Source organism: Micromonospora sp. NPDC002717 (assembly GCF_040295705.1).
Taxonomy (GTDB): Bacteria; Actinomycetota; Actinomycetes; order Mycobacteriales; family Micromonosporaceae; genus Micromonospora.
The window spans coordinates 21,852-37,378 of record NZ_JBEOVW010000025.1 but is presented as its reverse complement, the minus strand read 5'-3'; the positions used below and the strand labels follow the sequence as shown (position 1 = coordinate 37,378).

The 15,527-nt window shown below is 74.6% G+C and carries 14 protein-coding genes; 8 read left to right on the top strand and 6 right to left on the bottom strand.

Annotated elements, in window-relative coordinates; translation table 11 throughout:
• Window positions 1-38: 38 nt before the first annotated feature.
• Entirely contained in the window at window positions 39-1,109 is a 1,071-nt protein-coding gene (locus ABT006_RS27860; RefSeq protein ID WP_350711210.1) for a winged helix DNA-binding domain-containing protein, read from the bottom strand.
• Between the two features lie 164 nt (window positions 1,110-1,273).
• On the opposite strand from ABT006_RS27860, the gene ABT006_RS27855 reads away from it, so the two are divergent.
• Window positions 1,274-1,660: a DUF4190 domain-containing protein gene (locus ABT006_RS27855; RefSeq protein ID WP_350711128.1), complete on the top strand. Its 387-nt coding sequence runs from the start codon at window positions 1,274-1,276 to the stop codon at window positions 1,658-1,660.
• A 139-nt stretch (window positions 1,661-1,799) separates the two neighbouring features.
• Entirely contained in the window at window positions 1,800-2,417 is a 618-nt protein-coding gene (wrbA, locus tag ABT006_RS27850; RefSeq protein WP_350711126.1) for an NAD(P)H:quinone oxidoreductase, read from the top strand.
• Between the two features lie 85 nt (window positions 2,418-2,502).
• On the opposite strand, the gene ABT006_RS27845 is transcribed toward wrbA, so the two are convergent.
• Window positions 2,503-4,479: a chorismate-binding protein gene (locus ABT006_RS27845; RefSeq protein ID WP_350711124.1), complete on the bottom strand. Its 1,977-nt coding sequence runs from the start codon at window positions 4,477-4,479 to the stop codon at window positions 2,503-2,505.
• 255 nt (window positions 4,480-4,734) lie between these two features.
• Here ABT006_RS27845 and ABT006_RS27840 point away from each other — a divergent pair, with 255 nt between their 5' ends.
• The 4 genes from ABT006_RS27840 to ABT006_RS27825 all read left to right on the top strand — a co-directional run bounded on the left by ABT006_RS27840 (window position 4,735) and on the right by ABT006_RS27825 (window position 9,489).
• Window positions 4,735-6,114, top strand: a complete 1,380-nt coding sequence (locus ABT006_RS27840) for an FGGY family carbohydrate kinase (protein ID WP_350711122.1) — start codon at window positions 4,735-4,737, stop codon at window positions 6,112-6,114.
• A 102-nt stretch (window positions 6,115-6,216) separates the two neighbouring features.
• Complete coding sequence (locus ABT006_RS27835; protein ID WP_350711120.1) at window positions 6,217-8,715, top strand: sensor histidine kinase; 2,499 nt, start codon at window positions 6,217-6,219, stop codon at window positions 8,713-8,715.
• Window positions 8,712-9,134 carry a roadblock/LC7 domain-containing protein gene (locus ABT006_RS27830; RefSeq protein ID WP_393268154.1) on the top strand — a complete coding sequence of 141 codons (423 nt, stop codon included), beginning with the start codon at window positions 8,712-8,714 and terminating at the stop codon, window positions 9,132-9,134. Before ABT006_RS27835 ends, ABT006_RS27830 begins: the two co-directional genes overlap by 4 nt.
• A 169-nt stretch (window positions 9,135-9,303) precedes the next feature.
• Complete coding sequence (locus ABT006_RS27825) at window positions 9,304-9,489, top strand: hypothetical protein (protein WP_350711118.1); 186 nt, start codon at window positions 9,304-9,306, stop codon at window positions 9,487-9,489.
• Between the two features lie 52 nt (window positions 9,490-9,541).
• Here ABT006_RS27825 and ABT006_RS27820 read toward each other — a convergent pair whose 3' ends face one another.
• Both ABT006_RS27820 and ABT006_RS27815 read right to left on the bottom strand, forming a co-directional pair.
• Window positions 9,542-11,677: a cupin-like domain-containing protein gene (locus tag ABT006_RS27820; RefSeq protein ID WP_350711117.1), complete on the bottom strand. Its 2,136-nt coding sequence runs from the start codon at window positions 11,675-11,677 to the stop codon at window positions 9,542-9,544.
• 32 nt (window positions 11,678-11,709) lie between these two features.
• Complete coding sequence (locus tag ABT006_RS27815; protein ID WP_350711115.1) at window positions 11,710-12,303, bottom strand: hypothetical protein; 594 nt, start codon at window positions 12,301-12,303, stop codon at window positions 11,710-11,712.
• Between the two features lie 84 nt (window positions 12,304-12,387).
• Between ABT006_RS27815 and ABT006_RS27810 the strand changes: the two genes are divergently transcribed.
• Window positions 12,388-12,999 carry a CGNR zinc finger domain-containing protein gene (locus ABT006_RS27810; protein WP_350711113.1) on the top strand — a complete coding sequence of 204 codons (612 nt, stop codon included), beginning with the start codon at window positions 12,388-12,390 and terminating at the stop codon, window positions 12,997-12,999.
• Window positions 13,000-13,204: 205 nt separating this feature from the next.
• Here the strand turns inward: ABT006_RS27810 and ABT006_RS27805 are convergent, their stop codons facing one another.
• Window positions 13,205-13,891 (bottom strand): DUF3159 domain-containing protein, encoded by a 687-nt coding sequence (locus ABT006_RS27805; RefSeq protein ID WP_350711111.1) that lies wholly within the window; start codon window positions 13,889-13,891, stop codon window positions 13,205-13,207.
• An 85-nt stretch (window positions 13,892-13,976) separates the two neighbouring features.
• On the opposite strand from ABT006_RS27805, the gene ABT006_RS27800 reads away from it, so the two are divergent.
• Window positions 13,977-14,864 carry a phosphatase PAP2 family protein gene (locus tag ABT006_RS27800; protein WP_350711109.1) on the top strand — a complete coding sequence of 296 codons (888 nt, stop codon included), beginning with the start codon at window positions 13,977-13,979 and terminating at the stop codon, window positions 14,862-14,864.
• A gap of 100 nt (window positions 14,865-14,964) precedes the next feature.
• On the opposite strand, the gene ABT006_RS27795 is transcribed toward ABT006_RS27800, so the two are convergent.
• Complete coding sequence (locus tag ABT006_RS27795; RefSeq protein ID WP_350711107.1) at window positions 14,965-15,417, bottom strand: YbhB/YbcL family Raf kinase inhibitor-like protein; 453 nt, start codon at window positions 15,415-15,417, stop codon at window positions 14,965-14,967.
• Window positions 15,418-15,527 lie beyond the last annotated feature (110 nt).

Here is a 15,527-nt window from a genome sequence, read left to right as displayed (position 1 = left end):
GCCGCCGGGGCCGCCGGGACTGATGGGGACGGTGTGACTCAGGCCGCCCAGTCGACGTGGAGCGCGCGGTCGAGGAAGGCCGCGTAGCGGCCGAGGGCGCGTTCCACCCCGGCCCGCTGCGCCGCGTCGAGCGGTGCCAGCGGGCGGACGGTCACGGCCACCCGGTCCCGGCCGATCGTCCGTTTCCAGGTGCCCACGACCCGGCCGCCGTGCACGACCGTGGCCTGGAAGACGCCGTTGCCGCCCGGGACGATGGCGTCCCGGTGCGCGGCGTCGAGCATCAGCGAACGGTCCTTGTAGCCCAGCAGGTATTCGTCGAAGCCGGGCAGCACCAGCGGGTCGTCGTCGACCGGTGCGCGCGGCGCGTCCGGCAGGGCCGCGTCGACCAGCGCCTCCTGCCCGTCGACCCGCACGCGGGCCAGGGCGTCGCCGGCCGCGGCGAGGCCCCGGCGGGCGTCGGTGAGCGTCAGGCCCGTCCAGCCGGCGAACTCCCGGTCGGTGACCGGCCCGTGGCCGCGGACGTAGCGGCGGGCGAGGATCGCCAGCGCCTGGTCCCGGTCGGGTCGGTGCGGCGCGGGTGCCCACTCGTCGAGCAGGGCGAAGGTCTGCTCGGTGCCCACGTTCGGCGCGAGGCAGGTGACGCCCCGCACGCTGGCGTACCAGAGCAGGTGGTAGCCGCGCTGCCCGGCGGTGCCGATGCCGGCCGCCTCCAGCGCGGCAAGGCACCGCGCCCGGGTGAGCCGGCCGCCGCCGGCCAGCGCGGCGCCGAGCACGTCGACCGCCCGGTCCGCGTCGGCCTGGGTCAGCCCGAGCTGCGCGCGTCGCGTCGCGGCGGCGGCCAGCGAGCGTACGCCGGTCAGCTCCAGCATCCAGCGGGCGTCGCGGGGCGGCACGAGGTGCACGGTGCCCCGCATCGGCCAGGTGCGCAGCGCCTCCCGGCGCTCCAGCGCGTCGTGCACGTCGGCGTGGCCGAGCGCGGGCAGCCGGACTCCGAGCGACCACATGCCGCTCGCCAGGTCCTGCGCCTGCATGGCCCCGAACCACTCCACCACGTCGGCGACCCCGCCCGGTTGGGCGGTGGGGTGCGGGCGCAGCAGCAGGCTGGTCATCCGCAGCGCGAGCGCCTCACGGCCGGTCAGGTCCACGGGATCGGGCTCCTCGGGTCGGGGCAGGGCCACAGCTTAGGGCCGGCCCCCGACATCCGACGCATGACGGCCGCCGCAGCGGGAAACCGGCCGCCGGCGGGCGCGTCACGCGCCCCGGAGGGAGCGACATGACTGCGTCCAGCGAGCCGGCCCGGGGTGCCGGCGCACCGACCCGGGCCGGCCGGGTGGGCCCGTCGGCCAAGACCAGCGCCGCCGCGGCCTTCGCGTTGGTCTTCGGGGTGGCCGCGCTGATCAGCGTGCTGACCGTGATCCTGTCCTGGATCGGCCTGCTGCTCGGCATCATCGGCGTGATCCTGGGCATCGTCGGGCTCAAGATGGCCCGCCGGCCCGGGGTGACCGGCCGGGGCGTGGCGCTCGGCGGCCTGGTGCTCAGCGCCCTGGCGGTGCTGATCGGGCTGGCCTTCGCCGCCGGGATCACCACTTTTCTCAACAACGAGAGCGCCGTGGACCGGATCCAGCGGCAGGTCGACGACCTGCGCGACCGGTTGGACTGACCCGCTGGGGCATCTTCCCCTGATCATCATGCGTTCGGCATCTCGCTGGCCGGGTGGGCCGGGGCTCTCGCCGGCCGTTTGACGCCGCAAGTAGCGGGTAGTCGCCGGAGCTGACCCGACATGAGGAGGGAAACACCTGATGGCTGCCCAGACCAAGGTCGCGGTGATCTACTACAGCGCGACCGGCATCACGTACCAGATGGCGCAGGCGGCGTGCGAGGCCGCCGGTGAGGCCGGCGCCGAGGTGCGCCTGCGCAAGGTGCGCGAGCTGGCGCCGGACGAGGCGATCCGCTCCAACTCCGGCTGGCACGCGCACCGCATGGAGACCCAGGACGTCCCGGAGGCCCAGTTGGACGACCTGTCCTGGGCGGACGTGGTGATCTTCGGAACGCCGACCCGGTACGGCGTGATGGCGGCCCAGCTCAAGCAGTTCATCGACACCACCGGGCCGCTGTGGTCGCAGGGCGCGCTGGCGAACAAGGTCTACTCCGCGTTCTGCACGACGGCCACCTCCCACGGCGGCCAGGAGGCGACCCTGCTGTCGCTGTTCACCGTCTTCTACCACTGGGGTGGGGTGGTGGTCACCCCCGGCTACACCGACCCGAGCCAGTTCGTCGCCGGCAACCCGTACGGCGCCTCGCACACCAGCAACAACGGCGAGACCGCGCCGGACGACATCGCCCTCGGCGCCACCGCCCTGACGACGAGGCGGGCGGTGCAGATCGGTGTCGCGCTGAAGGCCGGCCTGGCCGGTTGAGCCGGCGGCGACCGGCGGCCCGGACGGGGGCTCTCGACCCGCCCGGACCACCGGTCGCACCCAGCCCTACCCCCGATCGGCACGACTATGCACGCTCGGCTGCCGCCGCCGACCGCTCGCCGGTCGCGGACGGGTCCCCGGCAGGCGACCGTTTTCCGACCGCCGACAGTTGCCCGGCGGGGCAAGGCAGCAGCCCGGACAGCAGGTCGGCCAGGACCGCCAGGCCGTCCGGGCTGAGCACCGATTCCGGGTGGAACTGCACCCCCGCCACGCCCCGCCCGCGCAGCGCGTGCACCGCGCCGTCCGCGCCGTCGCGCGCCACCTCGACCGGCCCGTACGGGGTGGTCAGCCGGTCGGCGTCCGCCCGGGCCGTGAACGTCGAGTAGAAGCCGACCCGGCGCCGCGTGCCGAAGATCCGCACCTCCCGCTGGAGCCCCTGGTAGGGCGCGTCCCGGCGGTGCAGCGCCAGCCCGAGCAGGCCGCACAGCAGCTGGTGGCCCAGGCAGACCGCCAGGGTCGGCCGGCCCTCGGCGAGCAACCCGGCGAGCAGGCCGCGCATCGCGACCATCTTCGGCTCGGTGGTGCTGCCCGGGTCGCCCGGACCGGGACCGACCACCACCAGGTCGTAGCCGTCCACGGGGCCGGCGGCGTGCCACGGCCGCAGCGTCACCGCCAGGCCCAGCGCGCCCAACTGGTGGGCGAGCATCCCGGTGAACGTGTCCTCGCCGTCGACGATCAGCACCCGACGCCCGGCCAACCCGGGCAGGCCGGGCGCGTCCGGGGCGCGCTGGTCCAGCCAGAACCGGGCCAGCGGCGCGTTGCGGGCGGCCAGCGCCGCGCGGACCTCGGGGTCGTCGGCGAGGCGTACCGCCGGGCGCGTGCCGGCCGCGGGGGCCTGCGGGCCCAGGCCCAGCGCGGCGAGCACGCCGGCGGCCTTGGCGTGCGTCTCGGCCACCTCGCCCTCGGCCGTGGAGTGCCGGACCAGGGTGGCCCCGACCGGCACCCGCAGGTCGCCGGCGGGGGAGATCTCGGCGGTCCGGATCAGGATCGGCGCGTCCAGGCTCTGCCGGCCGGCGTCGTCGCGCCCGAGCAGCGCCAGCACCCCCGCGTAGTAGCGCCGCCCGGTGCGCTCGTGCCGGGCGATCACCCGGCAGGCGTTCTCCATCGGGCTGCCGGTGACGGTGGGCGCGAACATCGTCTCGCGCAGCACCTCCCGCACGTCCTTCGTGCCCCGGCCGGCGAGCAGGTACTCGGTGTGCGCCAGGTGGGACATCTCCTTGAGGTACGGCCCGACCACCTGGCCGCCGTGCTCGGCGACGGTGGCCATCATCTTCAGTTCCTCGTCGAGCACCATGTACAGCTCCTCGACCTCCTTGGGGTCGGCGAGGAAGCGCAGCAGCGCGCCCCGGTCGGCGTCCGCGCCGGTGTGCCGGAAGGTGCCGCTGATCGGGTTCATCATGACCAGCCCGTCGTCGACGCTGACGTGCCGCTCCGGGCTGGCGCCCACCAGGATGCGGGTGCCGGTGTGCACCACGAACGTCCAGTACGCCCCGCGCTCGCCGGACAGCAGCCGGCGCAGCGCGGCGAGCGCGGCGACCAGCGGCGGCCCCTCGACGGTGGCGCGCAGGCAGCGGTGGATGACGAAGTTCGCGCCCTCGCCGCGCCCGATCTCCTCGGCGAGCACCCGGCCGACGGTGGCCGCGTACGCGTCGTCGCTGACGTCGAAGCCGGCGCCGGCGGTGTGCACGGGCACGTCGGGCAGCGCGGCGAGGGCCTCGGCCAGACCGATCCGCTCGTGCCGGGTGATCTCCAGGCACTCCAGCGGTACGCCGTCGTCGACGCAGGCGAAGCCCCGCTCGGTGACCTGCCGGTAGGGCACCAGCGCCAGCGTGCGGGGGCCGGGCGGCCCGTCGGGCAGCGGGATGTCGGCGAGCCGCTCCGCCACGCGTACCGTGCCGGTGAACAGCTCCAGGTGGTCGGCGCCCTCGCGTCGGACGAGCGCGAACGGGCCGGGGTCGGCGCCGGCGGCGACGGCGGCCAGCAGCTCGGGCAGGTGGGTCATGGGGTCTCCTCGGGCCGGGCGGCACCCGGGCGGGGCGACCGGGAGGGCCGGGGAGAGACCGGCGGCCGCCTCGTCGGGCGGCCGCGTGGGAAGCTACGCGCGGGGGATGGCCGCCGGGTCGGCGGGCCACCAGCAGGTCAGGTGCGCGAGCATGGCACCACCCTACGCGGCGGCCCGCGGGCCGGGAAGCCGATCGGGCGTACGGCCCACCCGCTGGGACGCCGCGGCGCGGCGCAGCGGGTAATTTGGCCGTTGATGAACATTCTCGCGCTCGACCTGGGCACCTCCTCGGTACGCGGGCTCGTGCTGGACGCGGACGCCCGCCCGCTGCCCGGCGCGCTGGCCCGGCGCAGGGTGAGCCTCGTCGTGCACGACGACGGGACCGGCACGCTCGACGGCCCCGGCTACCTGGCCTGCCTGGTCGAGTGCCTGGACGAGCTGGCCGCGGCGGGGCACCTGCGGGACGTGTCCCTGGTGGCGACCTCCGCGCAGTGGCACTCGGTGGTCCCCCTGGGCGCCGACGGCGCGCCCCTCGGGCCGGTGCTGACCTGGTTGGACACCCGGCCGGTGGCCCTGCCCGGCGCGCCGGGGCCGGCCGATCCGGGCGATTTCCACCAGCGCACGGGCACGTGGTGGCACCGCTGCTACTGGTCGATGCGGCTGCCCTGGCTGCGGGAGCACACCGGCGGGCCGATCGCCCGGTTCGCCGGCTTGGCCGAGTACGTGCTGGGCGAGCTGCTCGACGCCGCGCCGATGTCGATCTCCCAGGCGTCCGGCACGGGGCTGCTGGACCTGCGGACCCTGGACTGGGACGCCGAGGCCTGCGCGCTGGCCGGCAGCCGGGCCGAGGAGCTGCCCGAGCTGGCCCCGGCGCGGTGGCGGGGCCGGCTGCGGCCCGCGTACGCGTGGCGCTGGCCCCAGCTCACCGACGCGCCGTGGGCCGGGCCGGTGGGCGACGGCGCGGCGTCGAACGTCGGCACCGGCTGCGTCGCCCCGGACCGGGTCGCGGTGACCGTGGGCACCTCGGCGGCGGTCCGGCTGATGCAGCGCGGCCCGGCGGGCGAGGAGCTGCCCCCGCTGCCGGAGACGCTCTGGCGCTACCGGGTCGACCACGACCACGTGGTGACCGGCGCCGCGTACTCCTCCGGCGGCAACCTGTTCGCCTGGGCCAACCGGGAGCTGCGACTGCCCGAGGGCGCGGAGCTGGACGCCGCGCTGGCCCGGCTGCCACCCGAGGGCCGCCTGCCGGTGAACGTCCGCTTCGGCGGCGACCGGCCACCCGGCCTGGTGCCGGCCGGCTCCGGCGAGCTGCGGGGGCTGAGCTTCAGCAGCAGCGCCGTGGACATCCTGGCCGGGCTGATGCGGGGCCTGTGCGACCTGGTCGCCGAGGACCTCACGGTGCTGGAGTCCACCGTCGACAAGCCGGTCGAGGTGGTGCTCGGCGGGGGAGCGGTGGCCGCCTCACGCTGGTGGCGTTCGGCGTTCGCCGCCGCGCTCGCGCCCCGGCCCGTGTGGCACAGGCGCAACCCGGAGGTCGGGGCGAGCGGTGCGGCGCTGGTCGCGCTGGGTCGCGTCGGCGACGCGACCCGGCTCGCCGACATCGGCCGGACGGACGAGCCCGCCTCACCCTCCTGAGCCGCACCTCAGCCCGGCCCGTTGACACAGCTCGCGGGCCTGATTGGATGGACTCCGTTCCCCGGGTCGCCGCGGCGGACGCGAGGGACGTAGGAGGCAGGTGTGGGCGCAGGTCCGGGCCCGGCACGGGGCGAGGTGCCGCACCACCGCCGGCGCCGGTTCGACGTCCGGGTCGTCCCGCACCGGCGCCGTTCGCCGTTCCGGATGCGGGACTGGCGGATGCGCACCAAGCTCGCCACCGTGCTGGTCATCCCCTCGGTGGCGTTCCTGGTGCTGGCCGGCGTGCAGACCCACGCCCTGGTCGGGCAGACCACCGCGCTCGGCGACTTCGCCCGGCAGGTGGGCATCGGCCGGCAGATCACCGCCGTGGTCCACCAGCTCCAGCAGGAGCGGGACCGGGCCGCCGGTGAGCTGGGCGAGCTGCGGCGCAGCGGCGCGAGCGCCGACCGGGACGCGGCCATCGTCGCGCTGAAACCGTTGCAGAGCGCCACCGACCAGGCGCTGCGCGAGCTGCGCCGCGCGGCCGAGCCGCTGGCCGACGCCGACGCGTCCTGGCGGGTCGCCTACTCCGAGGCGCTGGAGGCCTACCAGCAGGTCGTCTACATCCGGGCCGCGATCCCCCCGGCGGTGCTGGGCAGCGACACCATCCTCAGCAACTACCACCGCGCCGTCGACGCGCTGCTCAGCCTCCTCGCCGAGCCGTCTCCCGGCGAGGACCAGCCCGCCCTCAGCGACGCGGTGCTGCGCTACGTCCAGCTCGCCCGCGTCAAGGAGCTGTCCTCCCGGGTCCGCGCCCAGCTCTACGAGGCCGCCCGGTCCGGCCGGTACGGCGTGGAGGACCAGGTGGTCCTGACCGACCTGCGGGCCCAGCAGCTCACCGCGCTGGGCGCGTTCCGGGTGGCCGCGACGGCCGCGCAGATCGGCCGCTACGACGAGACCTCCGTGGACCCGGCGTTCCTGGCCGCCACCCGGCTGGAGGAGCAGAGCCTGCCGACGGGCGGAGTCCAGCCGGCCGTGCTGCCCGCTCCACAGTGGTGGGCGGCCAGCGAGCAGCGCCAGGAGCTGCTGCGCGGGGTCGAGGCGTCGGTGCTCGACGACGCCGTACGACAGGCCGACGAGGTGAGCGCCGCGCAGCTGCGCACGACGCTGCTGGTCGTCGGCGTGGTCGTCGCGGTGCTGCTGGTGGCCCTGCTCATCTCCGTCCTGGTCGGCCGGTCCATCGCCCGGTCCATGCGGCTGCTGCGCGGCCAGGCCCTGCGGATCGCGCAGCTCGAGCTGCCGGAGGCCCTGGACCGGCTGCGCACCGTGACCGGCGGCGTCCCCACGATCGAGGTCCCGCCGGCGGTGGTCCGCTCGCTCGACGAGATCGGCGAGCTGGCCGAGGCGTTCGTCGCGGTGCACCGCAGCGCGGTCAGCGTCGCCGTGGAGCAGGCCACCACGCGGCGCAACGTCAACGCGATGTTCGTCAACCTCGCGCGGCGCAGCCAGGTGCTGGTCGAGCGCCAGCTGGAGCTGCTGGACGACCTGGAACGCGAGGAGAGCGATCCGGACCAGCTGGAGAACCTGTTCAAGCTCGACCACCTGGCCGCCCGCATGCGGCGCAACGACGACAGCCTGCTGGTGCTGGCCGGGACCGAGTCGACCCGCCGGTGGAACCGGCCGGTGGGGCTCGGCGCGGTGCTGCTGGCGGCCAGCGCCGAGATCGAGCAGTACCAGCGGGTGCGGCACGAGGCGGTGGCCGACCTGCACGTCGTCGGCCACGCCGTCGGTGAGCTGGTCCACGTCCTCGCCGAGCTGCTGGAGAACGCCACCTCGTTCTCCCGCCCCGACACGGTCGTCGCCGTCACCGCCCGGGCCGAGGGCACCGGCGCGGTCGTCGAGATCGCCGACGAGGGCCTCGGCATGAGCCCGGCCGCCCTGGCCGACGCCAACACCGTCCTCGCCACGCCACCGGCGGCCGACGTCGCGACCGTCGAGCGGATGGGCCTGTTCGTGGTCAGCCACCTCGCCGCGCGGCTCGGCGTCGACGTGCGGCTGCACGGCGGCGCGACCGCCGGCCTCGTCGCCCGGATCAGGCTGCCCAGTGACCTGCTGGCCCCGGCGCCGGCGACGGAACCGGGCGCGTCCGCCCCGGCGCGGATGCTGACCTCCGCGGTCGCCTGGGCCGGCGCGCCGTCGCCCGACGAGATGCCGGTGGCCGGCCGGCGCCCGGAGGCCGCCGTGCCCCACCAGACCCGGCCGGTGCGGGCCGAGGAGGTGCCCGCGCCAGCGGCCGGGCCGCCCACGGGCGGAGGCTGGTGGTCCCGCCAGGGCCCGGCGTCGGCCCCGGCGCGGGAGACCTCGCCCACCCCGCCCGTCGTCCCGGTGACCGGCGGGACCAACGCCCGCGGGCTGCCCGTACGGGTGCCGATGGCCCAGCTCTCCGCCGTCACCCAGCCGACGCGGCCGCAACAGCCGGCGGCACGCCACGACCCGGACCCGGAGGCGGTCGGCGGCATGCTGTCCCGGCTCTACAGCGGCGTCCGGCGGGCCGAAGCCGAGGACACCACCGAGATATTCATGCCGCCCGGCGGCGTGCGCCCCGAAGGAGGAGATCGATGACGACGTTGAGCCAGGAGGCCCGCGACCTGAGCTGGCTGGTCAGCGGATTCACACAGCGGGTGCCGGGAGTGGCGCACGCCATCGTGGTCTCCTCCGACGGCCTGCTGGTCGCGATCTCCGACCATCTGCCCCGGGACAACGCCGACAAGCTCGCCGCGGTGACGTCGGGGCTGATGAGCATCACCGCGGGCGCCGCCCAGATGTTCGACGGCGACGTAGTCAAGCAGACGGTCGTCGAGATGGGGCGCGGCTACTTCCTGGTCATGCAGGTGCGCGACGGGTCGATCCTGGCCACGCTGGCCGGCGCGGACGCCGACATCGGCGTGGTCGGCTACGAGATGGCGCGGCTGGCCAAGCAGGCGGGGGAGATGCTCACCCCGGCGCTGCGGGCGGAACTGCAGCAGGCCCTACCGCGCTGACGACGGCGGACGGCGTGACGCGGGTGACCTCGGGCCTCGTGTCACGTCGCCGGCGGCGCACCCTTCCCCAGCTCCGCTCCCAGCCGGATCCCAGTGGACCGGCGGATGCTGCCCGTTGGGCACCCCCGCCTGGCGGTGTCCGCCCGGCAACGAGGAGAGGAGGTGACGCATGCGGAGGTTGTTGATCGTCACGATGGTGGCCGCCACCGCCCTCACCGCTGGCTTGGCGCCGCGCGCCGACGAACTGCCGAACGTGCGGTACAGCGCCGACGTACGCGACCCACCACCAACCGGTCCACCCGGCCTGGCCATGGACGAGATCCCGGATCCCCCACCGGAGAAGGACAAAGGTTAGTGGGTGTCGGGGGCGCCGGTACCGGGTGCCCCCGACACCATCCGTCCCTCCGTCAGGGGCCGGTACGCACCAGCGGTGGGTGTAGATAGTGGTTGCCCGAGGGCACCTGGAAGTGGTGCAGGCTCACCGTGGCGCTGATGTCCAGTGCCCGTACCCAGTGCCACCATCCGGCCGGCACCAGCAGTGCGTCGCCCGGCTCCAGCACCCCTTCCAGGACGGTGGCCTGCCCGTACAACGGGTGCTGGTCGAGGTCGGGCCGCGCGGCGTCGACGTGGCTGTACGTCCCGCCCCGGGGATACACCCGGGGACGCTGGTACGACGGCACGAGGCGGACGTGTTTGCGGCCCATCACCTGGCACAGCAGGATGTTCATGTTGTCGTGGTGCAGTGCGGTGACCGTGCCGGCCGGCCCCAGCAGCAGGGTCACCGTCTCCGGCAGCAGAGCCGGATCGATGATGCCGGGCACCGGCTTGATGTCCTGGGTCAGCGGTTTGAGACCGTGCTGCCAGTTGTCGTTGCGCGCGACCATGTAGTAGTCGTTGGTCTCCCCACCCGTCTCGACCATGGTGAGGTAGTCGGCGAACGCCATTCGCGTCCGGTGTGCGTCGTGCTGCCAGCCATGCTCCGGGTTGCTGTCCCGTCCGGTCATCACCTCGACCTCGACCTCACCCAGTCGGTCCCGCAGGCTGGTCGGCGACCACTGCTGTCGGGCCGGCCAGTCGTCGATCGCCCCGGCCAGGATCACCGGTCGGTTGGCAAAGTAGTACCGGTCGAAAAACTCAACAGCGGAGAGGCCGACCCGGCGCTCCAGCCCGCCGGCCAGCTGCGCCGAGCGGAGATCGCTGTAGAAGTCCAGGAGCGACTCCAGCCAGGCGTACTCCCGGGCCAGCCGCAGGCAGGCCTGGAAGTACGGGTGGTCGGGCGCACGGGTCAGTTCCTCGTCGACCGCCGATCCGGACAGCCCCGCCGCCAGCAGTGCCTCCCGGACCTCCCCTGCCGGCACACCGAGGGCCAGGTTCTCGGCCGTCCAGGCCCGCCACTGCGGAGGGAGCCCGGCCGGCTCGGCCGTCCGGGTCACCGGGACTCCGGCAATCGGGACGGTGACCGGTCTCGGTGCGCCGCGGCCGGCTCGGCGGACGCGGCTCCGTCTGGCAGGGGAAGCCGCTGCCGGGTACGTCCCTTCGACAGATCGACGCAGTCGACGTAGTTGTTCTTGACGTTGACCTCGAACTCCGGTTCGGTCGTGGTCATCGGTCGCAGCCCACGCATGGCGTCTCCCCTCACAGTGGATGGTCGTGTGGTCGACGGTGCCACGGTCCGCTTGGATCCCACTGGGATCCTCGGCGGTGCGAGGTGCCCACCACGGCCGGCCGCTGCCGTAAGGCACCCCCAGCGGTGCGGCCCGGCCGGCCGGAAGGTCGAGGGAGGTGTCCTGACCGAGGATCGCCGCTTCCAAGCGAAGCAGTCCGGCCCCGGGGTCGACACCGAGGTCCCGGGCGAGTCGGGTCCGGGCCCGGCGCACCACGGTCAACGCGTCGCCCTGCCGACCAGCCCGGTACAGCGCGATCGCCAGCAACTCCCAGCCGCGCTCCCGCAACGGCTGTTCGAGCACAAGGGCCTCCAGCTCACCAAGTACCTCGGCGTGCCGGCCCAGCGCCAGCACGGCGGTCAGCCGTGACTCGGCGGCAGCGGCCCGCAACCCGTCGAGGCGGGCGATCTCCGGCAGCACGAACGGCGCCTCCGCCAGATCGGCGTACGCCGGGCCGCGCCACAACCCGAGCGCGCCGGTCAGGGTCGTGACGGCCGCAGCGGGTTGCCCCCGTTCCAGCATCGTTACGCCGTGCGCGACCAGCGCGGTGAACCGTTCCGCGTCGACCTGCTCAGCCGGCACCCGGACGGCGTACCCGGGGCCTTCCCGGAGCAGCACCGTACTCGGTGAGCGCGGTGGTCGGTCCGGTTCGAGCGCCCGCCGCAGTCCGGCCACGTAACCGTGCAGGGTCGCCGGGCCGGCCGTACGCCCACCGTCGCTCCAAACCAGGTCCCGCAGCCGCTCGGCGGGCAGCATCCGACCCCGGGCCGCCAGCAACGTGGCGAGCACCATGCGCTGCCGCCGGCCACCGAGCGCCACTTCCGCCCCGCCGCGGTGTGCGGTCAGTGGCCCGAGTACGCAGAGCTGCACGTCGGCCATCCCCACCCACCACCTTCACCGGGTCGCCGTGGTCAGGCGGGCGGGTCACCGAGAGCGACGCAGACGTTGTCCTGTCGGCCGATCCCCAGCGTCAGACGACGGGTGCCGGCCGGATCGATCGAGATGACATGCAGCCCGTCGAGGATGTAGTAGCCACGTGGGTAGCGGTCTCCCAACCGGAAGCCGAACCCCGCCGGCCCGACGATGGTGTACCGCAGCCACCCGCCGTCCGGGCGGTATTCGAGCAGCCCGGAGCCGCCCGCGTCCCGGCGTACGGCTTTCCCGGTGTCGGTGTTGACGAAGTCCACGGTCAGCGGGCCGGCGTACTCCTCACGTCGGACGGCCCCGGTGCCATACCGGGCGAGCACCCGGACCCGTACGTCCTGGGAGACGACGCGGACGTGGAGCGGAAACGAGCAGTAGCGGCCGGCCGGCCCGGTCCATTCCTCCTGGATCGACGGACGCCAGGGCTCGGGGCGGTTGCCGGCCCAGCCTCGCCAACCGGACACGGTCACCTGGGATCCGATGTCCCGAGCGGCCACCGGGCCGGCGGGAGCGGTCACGAGGGCCGTGGACACCATCAGCATTCCGAGCAGAGACCGACTGACGATCTTTCCCAGGCGCATGTCATCACCTAACCAGTAAATGTCAGCTAACCGGTGTTGCTGACAGTACTGGTTAACTGCGCCGAGTCAAGGCACACTGTCGACATGCACTGGGTGAACGTCGAGGGCTATCCGATGCCCGCCCCGGTCGGCGGGCATCCCGCCCTGGAGCTCTGCAACACCTGGGCCGGCTGGGCGGCACCACCCAGCCCGGAACGGGAGTGGCTTCGCGACTACGACCGCCTGGCGGTGTGGACCGGGCACGTCCAGCTACTCACCCCGACCACCGTCGGTCGACTCCGGGAACACGGTCGCCGCCACCCGGCCGCCGCACACGACGTACTGGTGGCGACCCGGCTGCTGCGCACCGCGCTGCACGACGTCCTGCTCGACCCATGCGACACCGCGGCCTTCCGGCACGTCGCCGAGCAGGCACAGCGGGCCGCCGCCGTGGCAGTGCTGGAATCGGACCAGGACGGACTCGCCCACTGGACGCTGCCCGACGACGTCGGTCTGCTGCTGCCGCTGCTGGCCGCTGCCCGGGCCGCCGCCGACCTGCTCACCACCCCGGCCCGCACCGAGGTACGCGCCTGCCCGGCCGTCGACTGCGGATGGCTCTTCCTCGACCGGCGGGGCCGGCGTCGCTGGTGCAGCATGGCCAGATGCGGCAACCGGGCCAAGGTGCGGGCCTATGCCGCCCGCCAGCAGTCGGACTGACCAACCGTCACTCCACCTGAAGGGGCGGGGCGGTGGGCCGGCCCTCCGACCGACGCGGCGGAACGGATCGATCCACCCCACCACCCGGATACGCAACGGGCGCGAAAAAGCCCGCAAAAACAGGCCGTCACGGGATCACGCGCGGGACCGCGACGGAGTAACGTACGTCACCGGAGAGGCCGCTCCCCCCGTGGCGGCCTCTCCCTCACTTCTCCGCCGCGACCACGACGGCCGGAACGACCGGATGCCGCAGCCCCGGGTGACCCGCCGGCAGCGATCGGCGCACCACCACCCAGCTCACCGCCAGCGCGGTCGCCACCAGCGGCCAGGTCATCGCCACCCGGGCGACCGTCAGCGCGACCACCTGGCCGCCGAGCCACAGCGGCAGGAACACGAGCACCCGCAGCACGTAGGTCGCCGCCCACACCCAACTGCCCCGGCCGTACGCGCGCAGCAGCGCCGGATCGTGCCGCCACCGGCTGCGCTGCCCGAGCGCGACGCCCACCACCACCCCGAGCAGCGGCCAGCGCACCGCGATGCTGACGACCCAGGCCAGCGCGCTCGCCGCGTTGGAGAGCAGTTGGACGAGGAAGAAGTCCTCGGCGCGTCCGGTGCGCAACGCGACCAGCGCGGCCACGCAGACCGCCAACAGCCCGACCAGCACCGAGCGCGGTCGGTCGCCCCGCCGTAACCGCCAGCCGGCCAGCGCCGCGCCCGTGACGACCGCCGCGCCGACCCCGGCCCACAGCGAGTGGCCGCCGACCAGCCAACCGACCGCGAACGCCACCGGCGGCAGGGTGGCGTCGACCGCGCCCCGACGCCCACCGAGCAGGTCGGCGAGGCTCTCCGGCCGGTCCGCCGAGGTCGTCCCGCGCTCCGGTGTGCTGACCACCCGCCACCTCCTCACGTCCGCCCCCAACCTATCCGTCAGTGGTGGGCAGGCCAGCGGGTGGCCGGGGCGGGCTGGCCGCTACGGTGTGCGGGTGCGAGCGACGCCGAGGGGTTGGACCGCAGTCTGGTTGGTCGTCCTGGCGATCGTTCAGGCGGCTGCCTTCCTGGCCGTGTGGCGGGTCGCCCTGCACATCGAGGCGGGCCAGTGGGTCGACACCGTCGCACTGACCGGCAACCGGATCGGTCAGGACCGCATCGACGGCCCGGTGGACCGGATCCTCAACGCCATGTCGGTCGTGTCGCTGCTGGCGGCGACCGCGGTGATCGGCTTCATCGCGCTGATCCGGGGCCGCATCGCGCTCGCCGTCACGGCCACCCTGCTGATCGCCGGCGCGAACGGCACCACCCAGCTGCTCAAGTACGCACTGGCCCGGCCGGACTTCGGCATCGACCCGGAGCGGATCTACGCCGGCAACAGCCTGCCCAGCGGGCACGCCACCGTCGCCGCGTCGGTCGCGGTGGCGCTGGTGCTCGTGCTGCCGCGCAAGGTGCGGGCGCTCGGCGCCTTCCTCGGGGCCGGCTACGCCGCGGTCGCCGGGGTCGCCACCCTCTCCGCCGGCTGGCACCGGCCCAGCGACGCGGTGGCGGCGTTCCTGGTGGTCGGGGTGTGGGCGGCGCTGGCCGGGCTGCTGCTGGTGGTCACGCAGCGCGAACAGGCGCAGGTGGAGTCGGCCGACGCACACCGGGTCGCCGCCACGGTGCTCGGCGTGGGCGGCGCGCTGGCGGCGGTCGCCTGCGGGCTCGCCCTGGCCTGGCTGCTCGACCTGCGCGCCACCCCGCCCGACGAGTTGGCCCGCCGACCGCTGTTCGTCGGGTACGCCGGCAGCGCCGCGGGCATCGCCGGAACGATGGGCATGGTGATGGCGCTGGTGCTCGCCGCCGTCCACCGCCTGGTGCCCCGCGTCAAGGGCTGAGCCGGGCTCGCCGCCTCCCGGTAGGGCTGAAGCGGCCCTGCTGCCTCCAGGCACAGGGTTGGCCCCGGCTTACCGCCTCCCGGCAGGCGTCGCGCCCGCGTCAGCGGGAGTAGGTGCCCACCATCGTCGCGCTCGCGATGTCCCGCTGTACGAGCGTGCGGTGCACGTCGTCGGCGTGTGGCGTGTCGGGCAGTTCCAGCGGCCGGTCCAGCGCGTAGAGCCGGAAGAAGTACCGGTGGGGATCGTCGCCCTGCGGCGGGTGCGGCCCGCCCCACCCGGTCGTGCCGAAGTCGTTGGGCCACTCCCGGCCGCCCAGGGGCACCCCGCCCTCGGGCACCCCGGCGGCGGTCGGCGCGATGCCCGTCACCAGCCAGTGCAGGAACGGGGTCTTCCCGGCGTCGGGGTCCTCGACGAAGAGGACCAACTCGGTCGCGGACTCCGGCACCTGCGACCACTCCAACGGCGGTGAGACGTTGCCTCCCTCGCGGGAGAAGCGGGTCGGCAACACGTCGTGGTCGTTGAACGCGGTGCTGCGGATCATGATCCCGGCCATCGGTGGCGCTCCTCTCCTCGACCCGGCCGCGCGTACCCGCCCGGCGACCGCCGAAACGGCCACGCCGCCGCCGATCGGCGGTGTGAGAGGGTCGGGGCGGCAGACGCGGA